10 protein-coding genes and 2 CRISPR repeat arrays (1 of these 12 running past the window's edge) are annotated in these 12,451 nt (G+C 67.4%); of the genes, 1 reads left to right on the forward strand and 9 read right to left on the reverse strand.

The features are described from left to right. A CRISPR array of direct repeats spans nt 1-999; the repeat unit is 30 nt; unit sequence GTTGCAATCCCTCGTAGGGGCGATGAGGAC; it begins 2,529 nt to the left of the window's first position. Between the two features lie 100 nt (nt 1,000-1,099). After that, nucleotides 1,100-2,190: direct repeats of the CRISPR family, unit length 30 nt; unit sequence GTTGCAATCCCTCGTAGGGGCGATGAGGAC. Between the two features lie 112 nt (nt 2,191-2,302). The 8 genes from cas2 to NBW77_RS06645 are packed head-to-tail and all read right to left on the reverse strand — an operon-like array spanning nt 2,303 to nt 10,363. Further along, nucleotides 2,303-2,566 (reverse strand): CRISPR-associated endonuclease Cas2, encoded by a 264-nt coding sequence (cas2, locus tag NBW77_RS06610; RefSeq protein WP_131744847.1) that lies wholly within the window; start codon nt 2,564-2,566, stop codon nt 2,303-2,305. 3 nt (nt 2,567-2,569) lie between these two features. After that, nucleotides 2,570-3,550: a type I-B CRISPR-associated endonuclease Cas1b gene (cas1b, locus tag NBW77_RS06615; RefSeq protein WP_131744846.1), complete on the reverse strand. Its 981-nt coding sequence runs from the start codon at nt 3,548-3,550 to the stop codon at nt 2,570-2,572. A 5-nt stretch (nt 3,551-3,555) separates the two neighbouring features. Then, on the reverse strand, nt 3,556-4,050 hold the full coding sequence (locus tag NBW77_RS06620) for a CRISPR-associated protein Cas4 (protein WP_131744845.1): 495 nt from the start codon (nt 4,048-4,050) through the stop codon (nt 3,556-3,558). Further along, the gene (gene cas3, locus NBW77_RS06625; protein ID WP_250279432.1) at nt 4,050-6,581 is read right to left on the reverse strand and encodes a CRISPR-associated helicase Cas3'; all 2,532 of its coding nucleotides are present in this window, start codon (nt 6,579-6,581) and stop codon (nt 4,050-4,052) included. The genes NBW77_RS06620 and cas3 overlap by 1 nt, the downstream gene beginning before the upstream one ends. Continuing rightward, nucleotides 6,578-7,300 carry a CRISPR-associated protein Cas5 gene (cas5, locus tag NBW77_RS06630; RefSeq protein WP_250279434.1) on the reverse strand — a complete coding sequence of 241 codons (723 nt, stop codon included), beginning with the start codon at nt 7,298-7,300 and terminating at the stop codon, nt 6,578-6,580. Before cas5 ends, cas3 begins: the two co-directional genes overlap by 4 nt. Next, the gene (gene cas7i / locus NBW77_RS06635; protein WP_250279435.1) at nt 7,297-8,328 is read right to left on the reverse strand and encodes a type I-B CRISPR-associated protein Cas7/Cst2/DevR; all 1,032 of its coding nucleotides are present in this window, start codon (nt 8,326-8,328) and stop codon (nt 7,297-7,299) included. Before cas7i ends, cas5 begins: the two co-directional genes overlap by 4 nt. Next, entirely contained in the window at nt 8,328-9,761 is a 1,434-nt protein-coding gene (locus NBW77_RS06640; RefSeq protein WP_250279439.1) for a hypothetical protein, read from the reverse strand. The genes cas7i and NBW77_RS06640 overlap by 1 nt, the downstream gene beginning before the upstream one ends. Next, entirely contained in the window at nt 9,758-10,363 is a 606-nt protein-coding gene (locus tag NBW77_RS06645) for a CRISPR-associated endoribonuclease Cas6 (protein WP_242605498.1), read from the reverse strand. The genes NBW77_RS06640 and NBW77_RS06645 overlap by 4 nt, the downstream gene beginning before the upstream one ends. A 512-nt stretch (nt 10,364-10,875) precedes the next feature. Between NBW77_RS06645 and NBW77_RS06650 the strand changes: the two genes are divergently transcribed. Further along, nucleotides 10,876-12,084: an NAD(P)/FAD-dependent oxidoreductase gene (locus NBW77_RS06650; protein ID WP_131744841.1), complete on the forward strand. Its 1,209-nt coding sequence runs from the start codon at nt 10,876-10,878 to the stop codon at nt 12,082-12,084. Here the strand turns inward: NBW77_RS06650 and NBW77_RS06655 are convergent. Next, entirely contained in the window at nt 12,040-12,324 is a 285-nt protein-coding gene (locus NBW77_RS06655; protein ID WP_165485762.1) for a BlaI/MecI/CopY family transcriptional regulator, read from the reverse strand. The genes NBW77_RS06650 and NBW77_RS06655 overlap by 45 nt on opposite strands. Between the last annotated feature and the right edge of the window lie 127 nt (nt 12,325-12,451).

The raw sequence follows: 12,451 nt of genomic DNA on the forward strand, positions 1-12,451 counted from the left end.
GATGAGGACTCGTCATTTTCGGTTTCGTCTGGCGGTCCGTGAGCGGTTGCAATCCCTCGTAGGGGCGATGAGGACTAATGCGCAGACGCAAGCCCCGCCTGCCAACGGCAGTTGCAATCCCTCGTAGGGGCGATGAGGACTGGAGGCCCGGATCGGAACCGGCCGCGGCACAGGCATGTTGCAATCCCTCGTAGGGGCGATGAGGACCGCAATTCCAACATCAGGATGCGGCATGATTCCACCCACGTTGCAATCCCTCGTAGGGGCGATGAGGACCCTGTCGGACGTTGTGGACACCATCGGAGTCTCGGGTTGCAATCCCTCGTAGGGGCGATGAGGACCGTGGCCAACCAGGCGCGCGCACTGGACAAGGTTGTTGCAATCCCTCGTAGGGGCGATGAGGACCGTACGGCACGGCCGCGCCAGCAAGGCGAGATACATGTTGCAATCCCTCGTAGGGGCGATGAGGACCTGGCTCCGATCCATGGCAGTCCTGACCGGATTCCGGTTGCAATCCCTCGTAGGGGCGATGAGGACCGCCCGCCACGACTACCCCGGCCCCGACCTGGCGATGTTGCAATCCCTCGTAGGGGCGATGAGGACACGTGCACCACCACCGGCCAACTCAACCCACCCCGGTTGCAATCCCTCGTAGGGGCGATGAGGACGCCTGTGGGCGCCCGTCGCACTCGCCGTCGCGCTGTTGCAATCCCTCGTAGGGGCGATGAGGACCCGTCAGCAGTGCGGAGGGAAGACCGGGCCGAAGAGCCGTTGCAATCCCTCGTAGGGGCGATGAGGACTGCCGGCCTGGGTCGTCGGCCAGCTTGCGTCCGTCTAGTTGCAATCCCTCGTAGGGGCGATGAGGACGGTGGGCGCGCATCCGGGCAACGGCGGCGATCGCGGTTGCAATCCCTCGTAGGGGCGATGAGGACCTGCGGGCGGGCGCGTAGCCGCTCCCGTGTCGCAGGGTTGCAATCCCTCGTAGGGGCGATGAGGACGCGGGCGGCGGCTATGTTGCCCACCACGTCGTCGTGTTGCAATCCCTGTAGGGGCGATGAGGACATCCTACGAATCGGAACTGCTCCTCCAACGCGGCCTAGTTGCAATCCCTCGTAGGGGCGATGAGGACCGCGCGGTGCCGGTGCCAATGGGACTGCGATCTTCCGTTGCAATCCCTCGTAGGGGCGATGAGGACGATCCGTTCCGAGGAACGTCCCGGAGCCGGGATCTTGTTGCAATCCCTCGTAGGGGCGATGAGGACCATAGCGTGAACGAAGAACTACCGCAACTAGCCGCAGTTGCAATCCCTCGTAGGGGCGATGAGGACCACGGTCACCGCGGACGTAGCCCGCAAAGGGCGGAGTTGCAATCCCTCGTAGGGGCGATGAGGACCACGGCCACGTAACCCGCGTCCGGGCATTCGCGCCGTTGCAATCCCTCGTAGGGGCGATGAGGACGTCTCGCCGCGCAGAACCTCGCCGGTCTGCGCACCGTGTTGCAATCCCTCGTAGGGGCGATGAGGACACGTCATCCCGGCCCGCACCGGGACATGCCTGGACTGGTTGCAATCCCTCGTAGGGGCGATGAGGACGGCCACGCCGACGCCGTCCGTGCCGCCGCAGACCACCACGTTGCAATCCCTCGTAGGGGCGATGAGGACCCGCTACGGGTTCCACGGTGATACCCCCGGCGGGGATGTGTTGCAATCCCTCGTAGGGGCGATGAGGACCGCCATCGCGGGGATCACCCCGTGGACTCTCGCATAGTTGCAATCCCTCGTAGGGGCGATGAGGACCGGAAATCGTCGTCCAACACAAACCGTTCTACAAGTTGCAATCCCTCGTAGGGGCGATGAGGACGCCGGGTGGACGGGTAGGTCTTCGCGGTGCAGGTAGGGTTGCAATCCCTCGTAGGGGCGATGAGGACCGCGCATCCCGCTGGATGCACTCTTCTGGCGGACCGTTGCAATCCCTCGTAGGGGCGATGAGGACTCACCCTCCTCGGGACCCTGTGGTCCGCGAAAGCCCGGTTGCAATCCCTCGTAGGGGCGATGAGGACCGCGAGGACGTCACTCGTGCGGGTTATCCGGTAGATGTTGCAATCCCTCGTAGGGGCGATGAGGACCGCTGCACCTGACCAGCCCCGGCGCCGTCTCGGCAGGTTGCAATCCCTCGTAGGGGCGATGAGGACCCGAACATCAACGCCCAGGTCGGACGGCGTGTCGAAGTGACGGTGGGGGGTCTGATTGCAGCGAACCTCCGGTCGTACATCACCACGCTGGGGTCCACTGCAGCTTACATGATCAAAGTATGTCGGTCGGGGCGGCCCATCCGGCGCCCAGGCTCTTGCGGACGACGTCGGCGCCAGGCGGGAGCGTGTAGACGAGCACGTGGTCGTACGAATGGTCGATCACGGCGTCGATGCGCCGCTGGAAACGTAGGAGCTGCGCCGGGCTGAGGTTGCCTTCGAACACGCTCCGTTGCACATGATGAAGGTACTGACGGCAGGCCTTGAGGACCTTGCTGTTGCGCTCCGCGGCGGTGTCGTAGACAACGATCACATACATGACTCACCACCAGATCCGGAACGGCTGGTAGCGCTCGCTCTCAAGACACGTGCGGGTGATTTTCAGTGCCTCCAGGTAGAGCAGTTCGTCGTAGGCCACCGGACGTCCGAGCGTCCGGTGCTGCACCGTCGTCGCCAGCTCGTCCCGGACGGTCTGGATGACGAAGCGCCGCCCGGATTCGGTGAGCATGGTGTTCCCGACGTCCGCGTCGAAATGCGCGGGCTTCAACTGGCCTCGGCCGGCGAGACGCAACAGCAGGCGCTCGGCGAACAGCGGTTTGAACACCTCGGCGAGGTCGAGGGCGAGGGAGTGGCGCTGGCGTTCCATGGAGCTGTGCAGGAACGCGATCCCGCTGTGGAGCGGGGTGAGGCGGATGGCGGTGAGGACCCGGGAGTAGACGATGCCGTTGACGTAGCTGATGAACGCGTTCCCGGCGTTAGCGGGTGGGCGGCGGCTGCGGCCGTCGAGTTGAAGCCAGTCCGGCAGCTTGGTGTCGATGACACCCCACGCGGTCCGGCGGAAGTTGCCTTCGGCGGCCATCAACTGAGCGGTGGACTCGGCCGCGGCGGCTCCGGCTTCCAGCGTCTCGAGCGGCTTTTTCAACACGGTCCGGTCGACGATGCGGCGGACGTTGAAGGCCGTCGCGCACACCAGCGACCGGGCGATGGCCATGGAAGTCTGGGGGGTCGTGGCCGTACGCGCCTGGGCGAGAACGGTCTGGCCGGATGTATGCGCCTCGGCGGGAAGCACCGATCCGGCGTAGTCCCCGTAGTAGCTGAGCAGATGCACAGCGATGCGATGCTGGTTGAGCAGCGTCATCACCGCGGTGTTGATGTCCACCGGGGAACAGGCCACGATATCGCGCACATCGGTGACGGGTACGTGGACCTTTGTCTCATCGTCGCGTTCGATGACGAGGGTCGAGTCCTTCCGGCGGATCCGGCAGGGGGTTGTCAGCCAGTAGGTGCGGGCTGCTTCGGGCATGGGGGTCAGTCCGTCCAGCAGTAGTCGGTGTAGCTGCATCCGGTGCAGCGCGGCCGGTCGAGCCGCTCCGGCGGGTCGGGTCGGTCGACCACTTCAAGCACGGCGTCGATGTCACCTGTCGCGCGTGCCCGCTGTTCGTCGTCGAACGGAAGACGGACGGTGCGACGGGTCGGCCGGTAGTGCAGGACAGCGCCCCGAGCCTCGACGCCGACGTCGGTGAGCCGCAGGCAGTAGTGCAGGGCTTGGGCCTCGTCCGCGACGCTGGGCTGGCGTGATGATTTGACCTCGTGCACCCACAGGTCGCCGTCGAGATGATCAAGTTTGGCCGCGCCGAGGTCGACGGGCCGGAACCGGCCGTAGGAGACCTCGTGCACCGCCTCCCCGAGACGGACCCGTTCACTGAGATGCTCCGGCCGGACCCCGCGGGCGAACAGCCAGAGCTGCCGGCGGCAGTGATGGAGGTATTTGACGTGAACGCCCCCGACGTCGGCCCGCTCCATCAGATCAGCTCACCGGGCTGGTAGCGGTTCGCGACCTGACCGCGGATGGCGGTCAGCCCCCGCTCCGGGTCGTAGTCGCCGTCGACAACCGCGACGCCGAGCCGGCGGTCCCATCTCGCGAGCTTCGAGCCGAAGTACGGCAGCGGGATGAGCAGGTCCGCGGCGAGTAGGCGGCCTTGCGCCGTGGTGGCGGTGTTCAGCAGGCCGGCGTATTCGTCCATGTCGGTTGCCAGAATCCCCTCGGTGCCCTCAAACATTTCATCGAAGGAGTCCGCGAGTGCGGACCGGTCATCGAACGGATCGCTGAAGGTCAGGAAGCTGCCGGTGAATGCGTCGCGGTAATAGGTGACGTCCTGTACCCATCGCCGGCCCCAGTCGGAATCGTAAACATCGTCCAGCCAGCCGACGAGCGACGCTTCGCTCACGACCTCGCCGTCGTGTCCGGTCAGCACCCGCCAGGCGGCTTCGGTCGGTGCCTGCTCGTAGACGCCGTCCGCGAACAGCTCGGTCGGGCTGTTCCGCCGCTTGTTGCGCCGCGGACGCATCTCGGCCTGGCAGACGATGACGTCGGCCGGTGGGCGGGCGCCGGTCCGGTTCACCCGGCCGAATCGCTGCGCCAGCGCGTCCAACGGAGCACACGATGTGAAGATCACGTCGAAGTCGACGTCCAACGAAACCTCGACCACCTGGGTGGCGACTACCAGACCCGGCTGCCGGTCCTGCGCGGGCAGGCCGGACCGGTACCGGCTGTTGACCACTTCCTCGATCGCGGCGCGGTCACACCGCTTGAACCGGGAATGCAGCAGACACGCCGCGGGCTGCCCGTCAGACAGTCGCGGTGCATGCGGCGACAACGCCTCGTACAAGGTCTGGGCGTCGGCGACGTTGTTCGCGACCACGAGGACGGACTCCCCCGCGGCCAGCCGGGAAACCATCGCCTCCTGGACGGCCGGGTCGGTGAGATGGGAGTCCACCGTCCGAAGACGGTGGCGGACCGGAGCGTCGGTGTGAGCGGCCTCCACGACGGTGACCGACGGTGCGGCGCTGTCCGAGCTGTGCAGGCTGGTCCGGACGAGATCGACCAGCGGCGTCGGGAGCGTCGCGGACAGCACCCCGACCCGGCTACCGAGCCGCCTCCACATCCCGAAGATCGCCAGGATGAAACCGAGCCGGCGCGCGTCATAGGCGTGCAGTTCGTCCAGAATAAACACCGAGTTGGCGCTGTCGAGCAGGATGCTGCTGTGCGTCGGGCCGGCGAGCGCGCCGCGCAGCAGCTGGTACGGCGTGCCGACGCGGACCGTCTCGCGGAACAGCCTTGTCGCGCCCGCGCGGGCGAGCGCCTTCGCCGCCGCCGCGGTGGCGTCGCCGGGATCGCCTGGATCGTCGTCCTCCCCGCACAACGATCGGGACAGGTAGTAGGACGCGGCCCGCGAGTGGCTGACCCCGATCAGGGTCTCGTCCCCGACATCCCTGGCCGCCAGGCGTACCGTCATCGCGTTGATCGAGGCCAGGTACGGCAGCGTGTAGAAGACCCGCGGTACCCCCCCACACGTTCCGCTGATCACCGTGACCTGCCGGGATGCCCACAGCAACCCGGCTTCGGTCTTCCCGCTGCCCGTCCACGCCCTCATGATCAGATGCCCGTCGACCTGCGCCGCTGCCGTCTGATGCCGATGGAGCATCTGCCCGGCGCTGGCCAGCCGGGCGGCAAGCCGCTCGGGGTATGTCGCGTCCAGCGGCTGGCGGGTGTGCAGGCAGCCGTGCCCGCTCGACAGGTGGTCGGCCATGGTCACCGCCCCCTGTAGCAGGACAGCAGCCAGGCCCTGGCCGGGATCGACCGGTTCGTCCCACTGGTCGAGCAGGTCGAACAGCAACCGGTGCGCAGCCGTGAGGATCACCGCTCCGTCGACCGACCCCATTGCGTCCGGTGTCCCGGTCGCCACCGTGTCGACGGTGTCGGATGTATCGGATGTGGCGGATGTGTCGGATGTATCGGATGTGGCGACGCCGTGCTCGCGGGCGTGACTGGCCAACCAGCCCGCCAGCGCCCGGGCCCGGTCTCGGTCGACGCTGCCGATCTTCCTGGCGAGCTCATCCGCCGATGGCCTGCAGTCGCGGTAGAGCCCCCGCAGGGATTCCTTTCCCCCTCCAGAGTCGTTCCGCAGCCCCCGGTGATGGGTGGCGACACCGAGCGCCACCCAGGCGAGGTCGGGCCGGGTGTCGAAGAGCATGGGCAGGAACCCCAGTGAGACGACCTCGTGGCGCTGGCCCCAGCCGCGGGAACGTCCCTGGATCATCTCCTGGAATCCGCTGGCGACCTTCCCGGCATCGTGGGTGAGAGCGGCGGCTGCGGCCGTGTCCCAGAAGGTCCGTCCGAGGTGTGCCGGCAGCCCACGCAGGCAACCGACCCGCTGCGCGATCTCGCGAGAAGCGCGCAGGGTAGCCGCCGAATGTTCGGTGAGCAGTTCTCCCCGACCGCCGCGGCCGGATCGGTTGCTCTTGGCCAGCAGCGTGTGCAATGGGTCGGTCACGCGGTCTGCGGTGTCTCGGCATGCCGCGGGTGGCTGGGAGGCAGGAGCACGACGGCCTGGCCGGCGGTTGTCGAGAGCCCCTCGGACAGCAGCGGGCCGGCCAGCATGGCCCGGTCCGCCCGAAACGGCCGGAACCGGTATCTTCCCCACCTGGTACGGGACCGGTCACCGCTGATCGCGGTCGGGAGCTGCAGCAGCGAACCGAACGTGCTCATGGCCGCCGGCACAACCGCCGCCCGCTGCCATCCGGGTACGGCTCGCAGCTGCGTCACCGCGATCTGGATCCCGACCTGATCCTGGCTGCGGCCCAGGCGCAGCGGCCACACCGGACGCCGCAGCCGCGACCGCCACAGCTCGATGTCGTCGAGGATCCACACCGTCAGCCTGACGTCGCTGAGGAACTCGCGCTCCCGGGGAATCGGGTCGGTTGCCCTGCCTCGAGCGTCCAGCGGATGGTAGGTCTCCAGATCGGTCCCGTCACCCGCGGCGGTGAACGCCATGGCGAAACGCATCGAGGGATCGACCGCGTCCCATCCGCCGGCGGTCGCGCCGAGCAGACCACCGACGGTGGACGGCGGAGGGCACGGAAGGCAGATCTGCGCCGTGGCGTAGAGCGGGTTGCGAAACGACGCCACCCGAGTTGTCACCGACACTTGCAGGGCCGTGACCGTACTGTCCCGGCCGGTTCTCGCATCAGCCGGGACAGACTGCGCGGTCATGCCTTCAGATCCTCGAACCAGGCGTCGTGCACACCGTTTTCGATCTCGTCCGCGAGCCGGCCGAACAACACGCGGGGGTGGTCGAGGCGGACCGTGCCGTCCGCGATCTCGCCGGCAAGATCGACAAGGACCGTCTCCCGCTGGCTGCCGAGGAAACCCGGTGACCAGCCGAGATGGACCGGCCCCTCCAGCTCGTCACGCCAGGCGGCGATCTCCTCCCGGAGAACGGCGGCGTTGAACGAGGTGCGGCCGTCCCGGACCGCAAGCACCCGCGTGAACGGGTTGACGCCGCCGCGGAGCGCACCGAGCAGCATCAGCGCCGGCGTGCGGTCCCCGTAGTGCAGCGCCTGCTTCGCGCCGCCGCGCACGGCGGTGAGGGTCCGCAGCAGGACCGCGGCACGGCGGCGGCGTTCGGCAAGGGGGAGCCGGAGCGCGCTGAACCCGCGGAAGGAAATCCGTTCCGCGCCGGCCGAGGCCGCTTCCTTCGCCGCGTCCGCGGTGAGCGCTATCCGCAACCCCGACCCGTCGGTCTCGAAGGTGCCGATGCGGGGCAGGTCCAGAAGAACATCACCGGCCAGTTCCGCGCTGTAGAGCTCATGTTCGTGGATGACCGGGTTCTCCCCGGCGTCGAAACCGCGGCTCATCGTCCCGAAGTCCCGGGTCACGCTCTGCTGAGGGACGACGGCGACGAGAGTTCCGGTGGCGAACACGGTGTCGCGCTGGCAGGTGCCGCCGCCCTTGACCGCGACCATGTAGCCGAACAGGTCGTCGTCGAGGTAACGGTCGGGACGGCCCTCGGTATACGCCTGCTGCTTGACACCGCTGCCCTTGCGGGTGACGACCGAACGCTCCTCAGCCGCCGGCATCGAGTCACGCACCCACCGCCGGAACGCCTGCGCGGACACATACGGATGGATGTCACGTCCCACCCTGAGTTTCTTCACGACCCCGACGTTGTCGTCGCCGCGGCCGTTGTTCGGCGCCCCGGCATCCACATCCAGGGCCACCTTCCCGACCAGAAACGTCATCAGTTGTCTCCCCCGCCTTCGTTCTCGTTACTGTCGGCGGCCATCGGCTCACCGCTGTCCCTGATTTCCCGGGCCGCCGTGGCCCCGTCGGCCGGACGCCATCCCCGGCCGTCCAGCTCCTCCAGCACGGCGATGAGCAGCAGCCGCTGGTAGTCCCAACCCTGGCCGTCGCGGTCGAACAGCAACCTGAACTGGGCGGTACCGACCATGGGTCCGGACGTGTCGGCGGGAGGCTTCAACGCCCAGGCCACCGCCTCCCGCTCCAACCAGCCCCGCAGATCAGCGGACCGGCGATGCGCGACCTGGTACTTCTTCAACGCCGAGGCGGTCGGCTCGGCGCCCACCACCGTGGCGACGTTGCGGGCAAGCCGCCGTATCGACTCGACATCCTCGTCGTTCATCCCCATCACCTCGCTCGCAAAAGAGAAACACAGCCCGATCAGGCGCCGGCACCGCTCGTCCAGCGCCGCCATCGGACGTTCACGTATGAACGCCGTGAGAACCTGCAGGATCCGCGTCGGGTCCCGGAAAGCGTCCCGGGCCAGCAGGGGTCGGCCGGGAATACCCGGCCGGGAATACGCCGCTTCCACCGCGTGGAGATCCGCAGCCCTTCCGAGACGCCGCCGCAGCCACTCGGCAAGCGGCTGCTCCATCCCGTGGACCTGCAGCGGGTTCGGGCTGGGCACGTTGTAGTTCGTGAAGACGAACAGCTCGATGTCCTCAAGCACGTCGTCCTCATAACCGCGGAGACGGTCGAGCGCCTCGACCTCCGCGGCATATCCGCCGCTCTTGCCGACCGGCTGGCCCAAGGTGATATGTCGGTGGTTGGTGCCCACCTGACGTGCGGTCACCCTCCCCAGGAACCGGTCGTCCCAGCTGTGCACGGCGGAACTCTGCCCACCGGTCAACCGGCAGCCGTAGGGCAGGGCGTGAAAACAGCACACGCACGGCCAGCACAGGGCCAGGCCGGCGTGCCCGCGGGGAGTGCTGTTACGTGTCTGCTCGCTTTCGGCCAGCGGCACGTCCACCTTGGCGAAGTAACCGACCGCGTCCCGGCCGCACAGGACGCAGCATCGGCCAGGCCAGCATTCCCGGGCGGGCATGGTCCGCCAGGCAAGGACCAGATCGATGTTCTCCTGTCTGCTGCGACGCACCCGCGACGGGTGGTTCATCTTGGAGTTCGGGAAGAAGGAACCGCTCGCCTTCAGCCAGAAAGCTCCCTCGGCCGTGGTGGACGGCAGTAAAGCCGCACGGACCGCGTCCTCGGCCATCCGGCGCACAGCGGTGGCGAACCCATCGGCGGTCATCTGGCCCGGTTCGGAGCAGCCGGCGATCGCGGTGAGAGCGAACGCGCCGACCCGTTGTAGTGGATGCGCGGTGAGCACGATCCGTGCCTGGGCCGCGGTCACATCCACGTCGACCGGCGTCGTCACGGCGCCACCCAGCCGAAACCGGCGGACGTCGCCTGCCCCAGGCCCCATGACCACAAGGCGCCCAGCGTCTCGGGCGCCCCACGCAACCGGACCTCGACCGGTGCGCCGGTCTTCTTCCCGTCTCCGACGTCGAAGCTGCGCTTCGCCCCGATCCAGGTGATCTGTTCGAGAGTCACATCCGGGTCGACACCGATCGTCTGCGCCTTACGCTGCAGACTCTGCGCGAGGTAACCGGCGAACTCCGGCTCCCCCGGCAGGACAAAGGCCTGCCGGGTCGTCCGAGCCCCGTTCGGGCCACGACCGGAACCCTTCATCACCACCGGCGTGACCGTCCGCAGAACGCCCACGCCATCGCCGAAGGCCGGCGGGTCGACGAGCTCGACGCTCTCGACGTGCAGGGCGACACCACCCCAATCGATCATCGGGGTCGTGGTGAGGACCTTCGCCCAGGCCTCCACCACCGCGTACAGCGGGCTACCGAGTTCCAGGTAGCCTCGCCCGCCCACGGCGTAACGGCCTTTCACCCGCCTGGCCTGCGGGAATGTCGGTGGACCGAAGCCGAACGGCGCCATCCGGTGGACGCCCCACCCCTGCTCATGCATATCCTCTGCTACTTTTGGTTCCACATTTCGCAGCAGTGAGTAACACAGCCCGCGTCCGGGGAGCTGGACGTTCCTCCACGCAAGCTCGCGCGCTGTTGTTCTGATGGACACCCGCAGCCGCACGATCCACCCCCACCTCGATACATCTCGTCAAGTACGGCAACCAGCACACTGCGCACAGGTCAACTCCGGAGCGCATCCTGCACCGTCTCCCGTACAGCTCTGACGGACGGGTCAGGCCACCAAACACAACAGGAAGATCATGCAGGTGATGCACATTGATCAACTCGAATTGACAAGACCCATAAACAAGATCTTCAAGAGTCTCCCAGGCCTTGAGGACGGGAACTTCGTACCTGTGGCTATCGGTATCTCGGGTTACCCGAGTCAGGTCCTCGCACCGCGCCTGCGCCACCAGCATCCGCAGGCCGGAACACCGCCACGGCGATGATCTATAGTGACGAGATGGGGACGGGGATCTGAACCATCCACCGGCGCCGAGGGAGACCGTCATGGCCAGGACCGTCCACCACACGACGCTCATCATCGGCGGTGGCAACGCCGGGATCAGCGTCGCGGCCCGGCTCCGCCGCGCCGGCATCACCGACATCGCCATCCTCGACCCCGCCAACACCCACTACTACCAGCCGCTGTGGACCCTCGTCGGTGGCGGACGCGCCCCCATCACGAGCAGCGCACGCCCACAGGCCGGCGTCATACCCGCCGGCGTCACCTGGATCCGCGACCGCGCCGAGACGGTCGACCCCGACAACCAGACCGTCACCATCGCCGACGGCTCGCAGGTCAGCTACGACCATCTCGTCGTCTGCCCGGGAATCCAACTCGACTGGACGGCGATCCCCGGCATGCGCGAGGCGATCGCCACACCGCGGGTGTCGAGCAACTACACCTACGACCTCGCGCCGAAGACCTGGGAGAGGATCCGTTCCCTGCGCTCGGGCACCGCCGTGTTCACCATGCCCGCCGGGCCCATCAAATGCGCCGGCGCACCCCAGAAGATCGCCTACCTGGCCTGCGACTACTGGCGCGGGCAGGGTGTCCTCGACGACATCCGCGTCGTGCTCGTCCTGCCCACCCCGGCCATATTCGGGGTGCAGGAGTTCGCCGACGTCCTGGACAAGGTTGTGGCCCGATACGGCATCGAGCTCCGCACCAACAGCGAACTCATCGAGGTCGACCCCGACTCCCGCCACGCCGTCGTCGTCAACCACACCACCGGGATCAGGGACGACATCGGCTATGACCTGATGCACCTCGTGCCCCCACAGAGCGCCCCAGACTGGATCAAGAAAAGTCCGCTGGCGGACCCCGCCAACCCGGCCGGGTACGTCCAGGTCGACAAGTACACGCTGCAACACACCCGCTACCCCAACGTGTTCTCCCTCGGTGACGCCGGCAACTCCCCGAACTCCAAGACCGGCGCCGCGATCCGCAAACAGGCCCCCGTCGTCGTCGCGAACCTCCTGGCCACCATGGCCGGTCAGCCCGCCGCACAGCAGTACGACGGCTACGCCTCCTGCCCGTTGACCACCGCGCGGAACAAGATGCTGCTCGCCGAATTCGACTACACCATGCGCCCGCACCCCACCTTCCCCCCGCGGCTGATCAACACCCGGAAAGAACGCCGTGACATGTGGTACCTCAAGCGCCACGGCCTACCGTTGCTGTACTGGAACCTCATCCTCAAAGGCCGCGCCTGACCAGCAGGCGACCGCGCTCAGCCCGGCCATCACGACCACCGACGGGGACATCCGCGCGGCCACGTCCTCGGCGGCCTTGGCCGTCGGGCTGTAGGAGAACGTCCGGCCGTTCGCCACCCGTTCGGCCAGGCCCTTCGCCTGCAGCCTCGTCAAGGTGGTGGTGACGCTGGTACATGCGGTCGTCGTCCTCGTCCCGCTCGCAGCACTGCTACCGGTCCTGTCCGCGCTGAGCGCTGTCACGGCTGTGGGTTCGATCGTGCAAGCTCTACCGCATCGGTGACAGCGGGGCGAAAGCCGTCTGGCACGACATGTTTCAGCCAGACACCCCGCAACGGCGAGGGCTGAACGCCGTAGCGGTCCCCGACCG

It is taken from the genome of Frankia sp. Cppng1_Ct_nod (genome assembly GCF_920656135.1).
GTDB classification, from domain to species: domain Bacteria; phylum Actinomycetota; class Actinomycetes; order Frankiales; family Frankiaceae; genus Protofrankia; species Protofrankia meridionalis.

Coding starts and splice junctions, on each gene's coding strand:
- cas2 (WP_131744847.1), bottom strand. CDS start 2,566: ATGTATGTGATCGTTGTCTACGACACCGCCGCGGAGCGCAACAGCAAG.
- cas1b (WP_131744846.1), bottom strand. CDS start 3,550: ATGCCCGAAGCAGCCCGCACCTACTGGCTGACAACCCCCTGCCGGATC.
- NBW77_RS06620 (WP_131744845.1), bottom strand. CDS start 4,050: ATGGAGCGGGCCGACGTCGGGGGCGTTCACGTCAAATACCTCCATCAC.
- cas5 (WP_250279434.1), bottom strand. CDS start 7,300: ATGACCGCGCAGTCTGTCCCGGCTGATGCGAGAACCGGCCGGGACAGT.
- cas7i (WP_250279435.1), bottom strand. CDS start 8,328: ATGACGTTTCTGGTCGGGAAGGTGGCCCTGGATGTGGATGCCGGGGCG.
- NBW77_RS06645 (WP_242605498.1), bottom strand. CDS start 10,363: ATGCATGAGCAGGGGTGGGGCGTCCACCGGATGGCGCCGTTCGGCTTC.
- NBW77_RS06650 (WP_131744841.1), top strand. CDS start 10,876: ATGGCCAGGACCGTCCACCACACGACGCTCATCATCGGCGGTGGCAAC.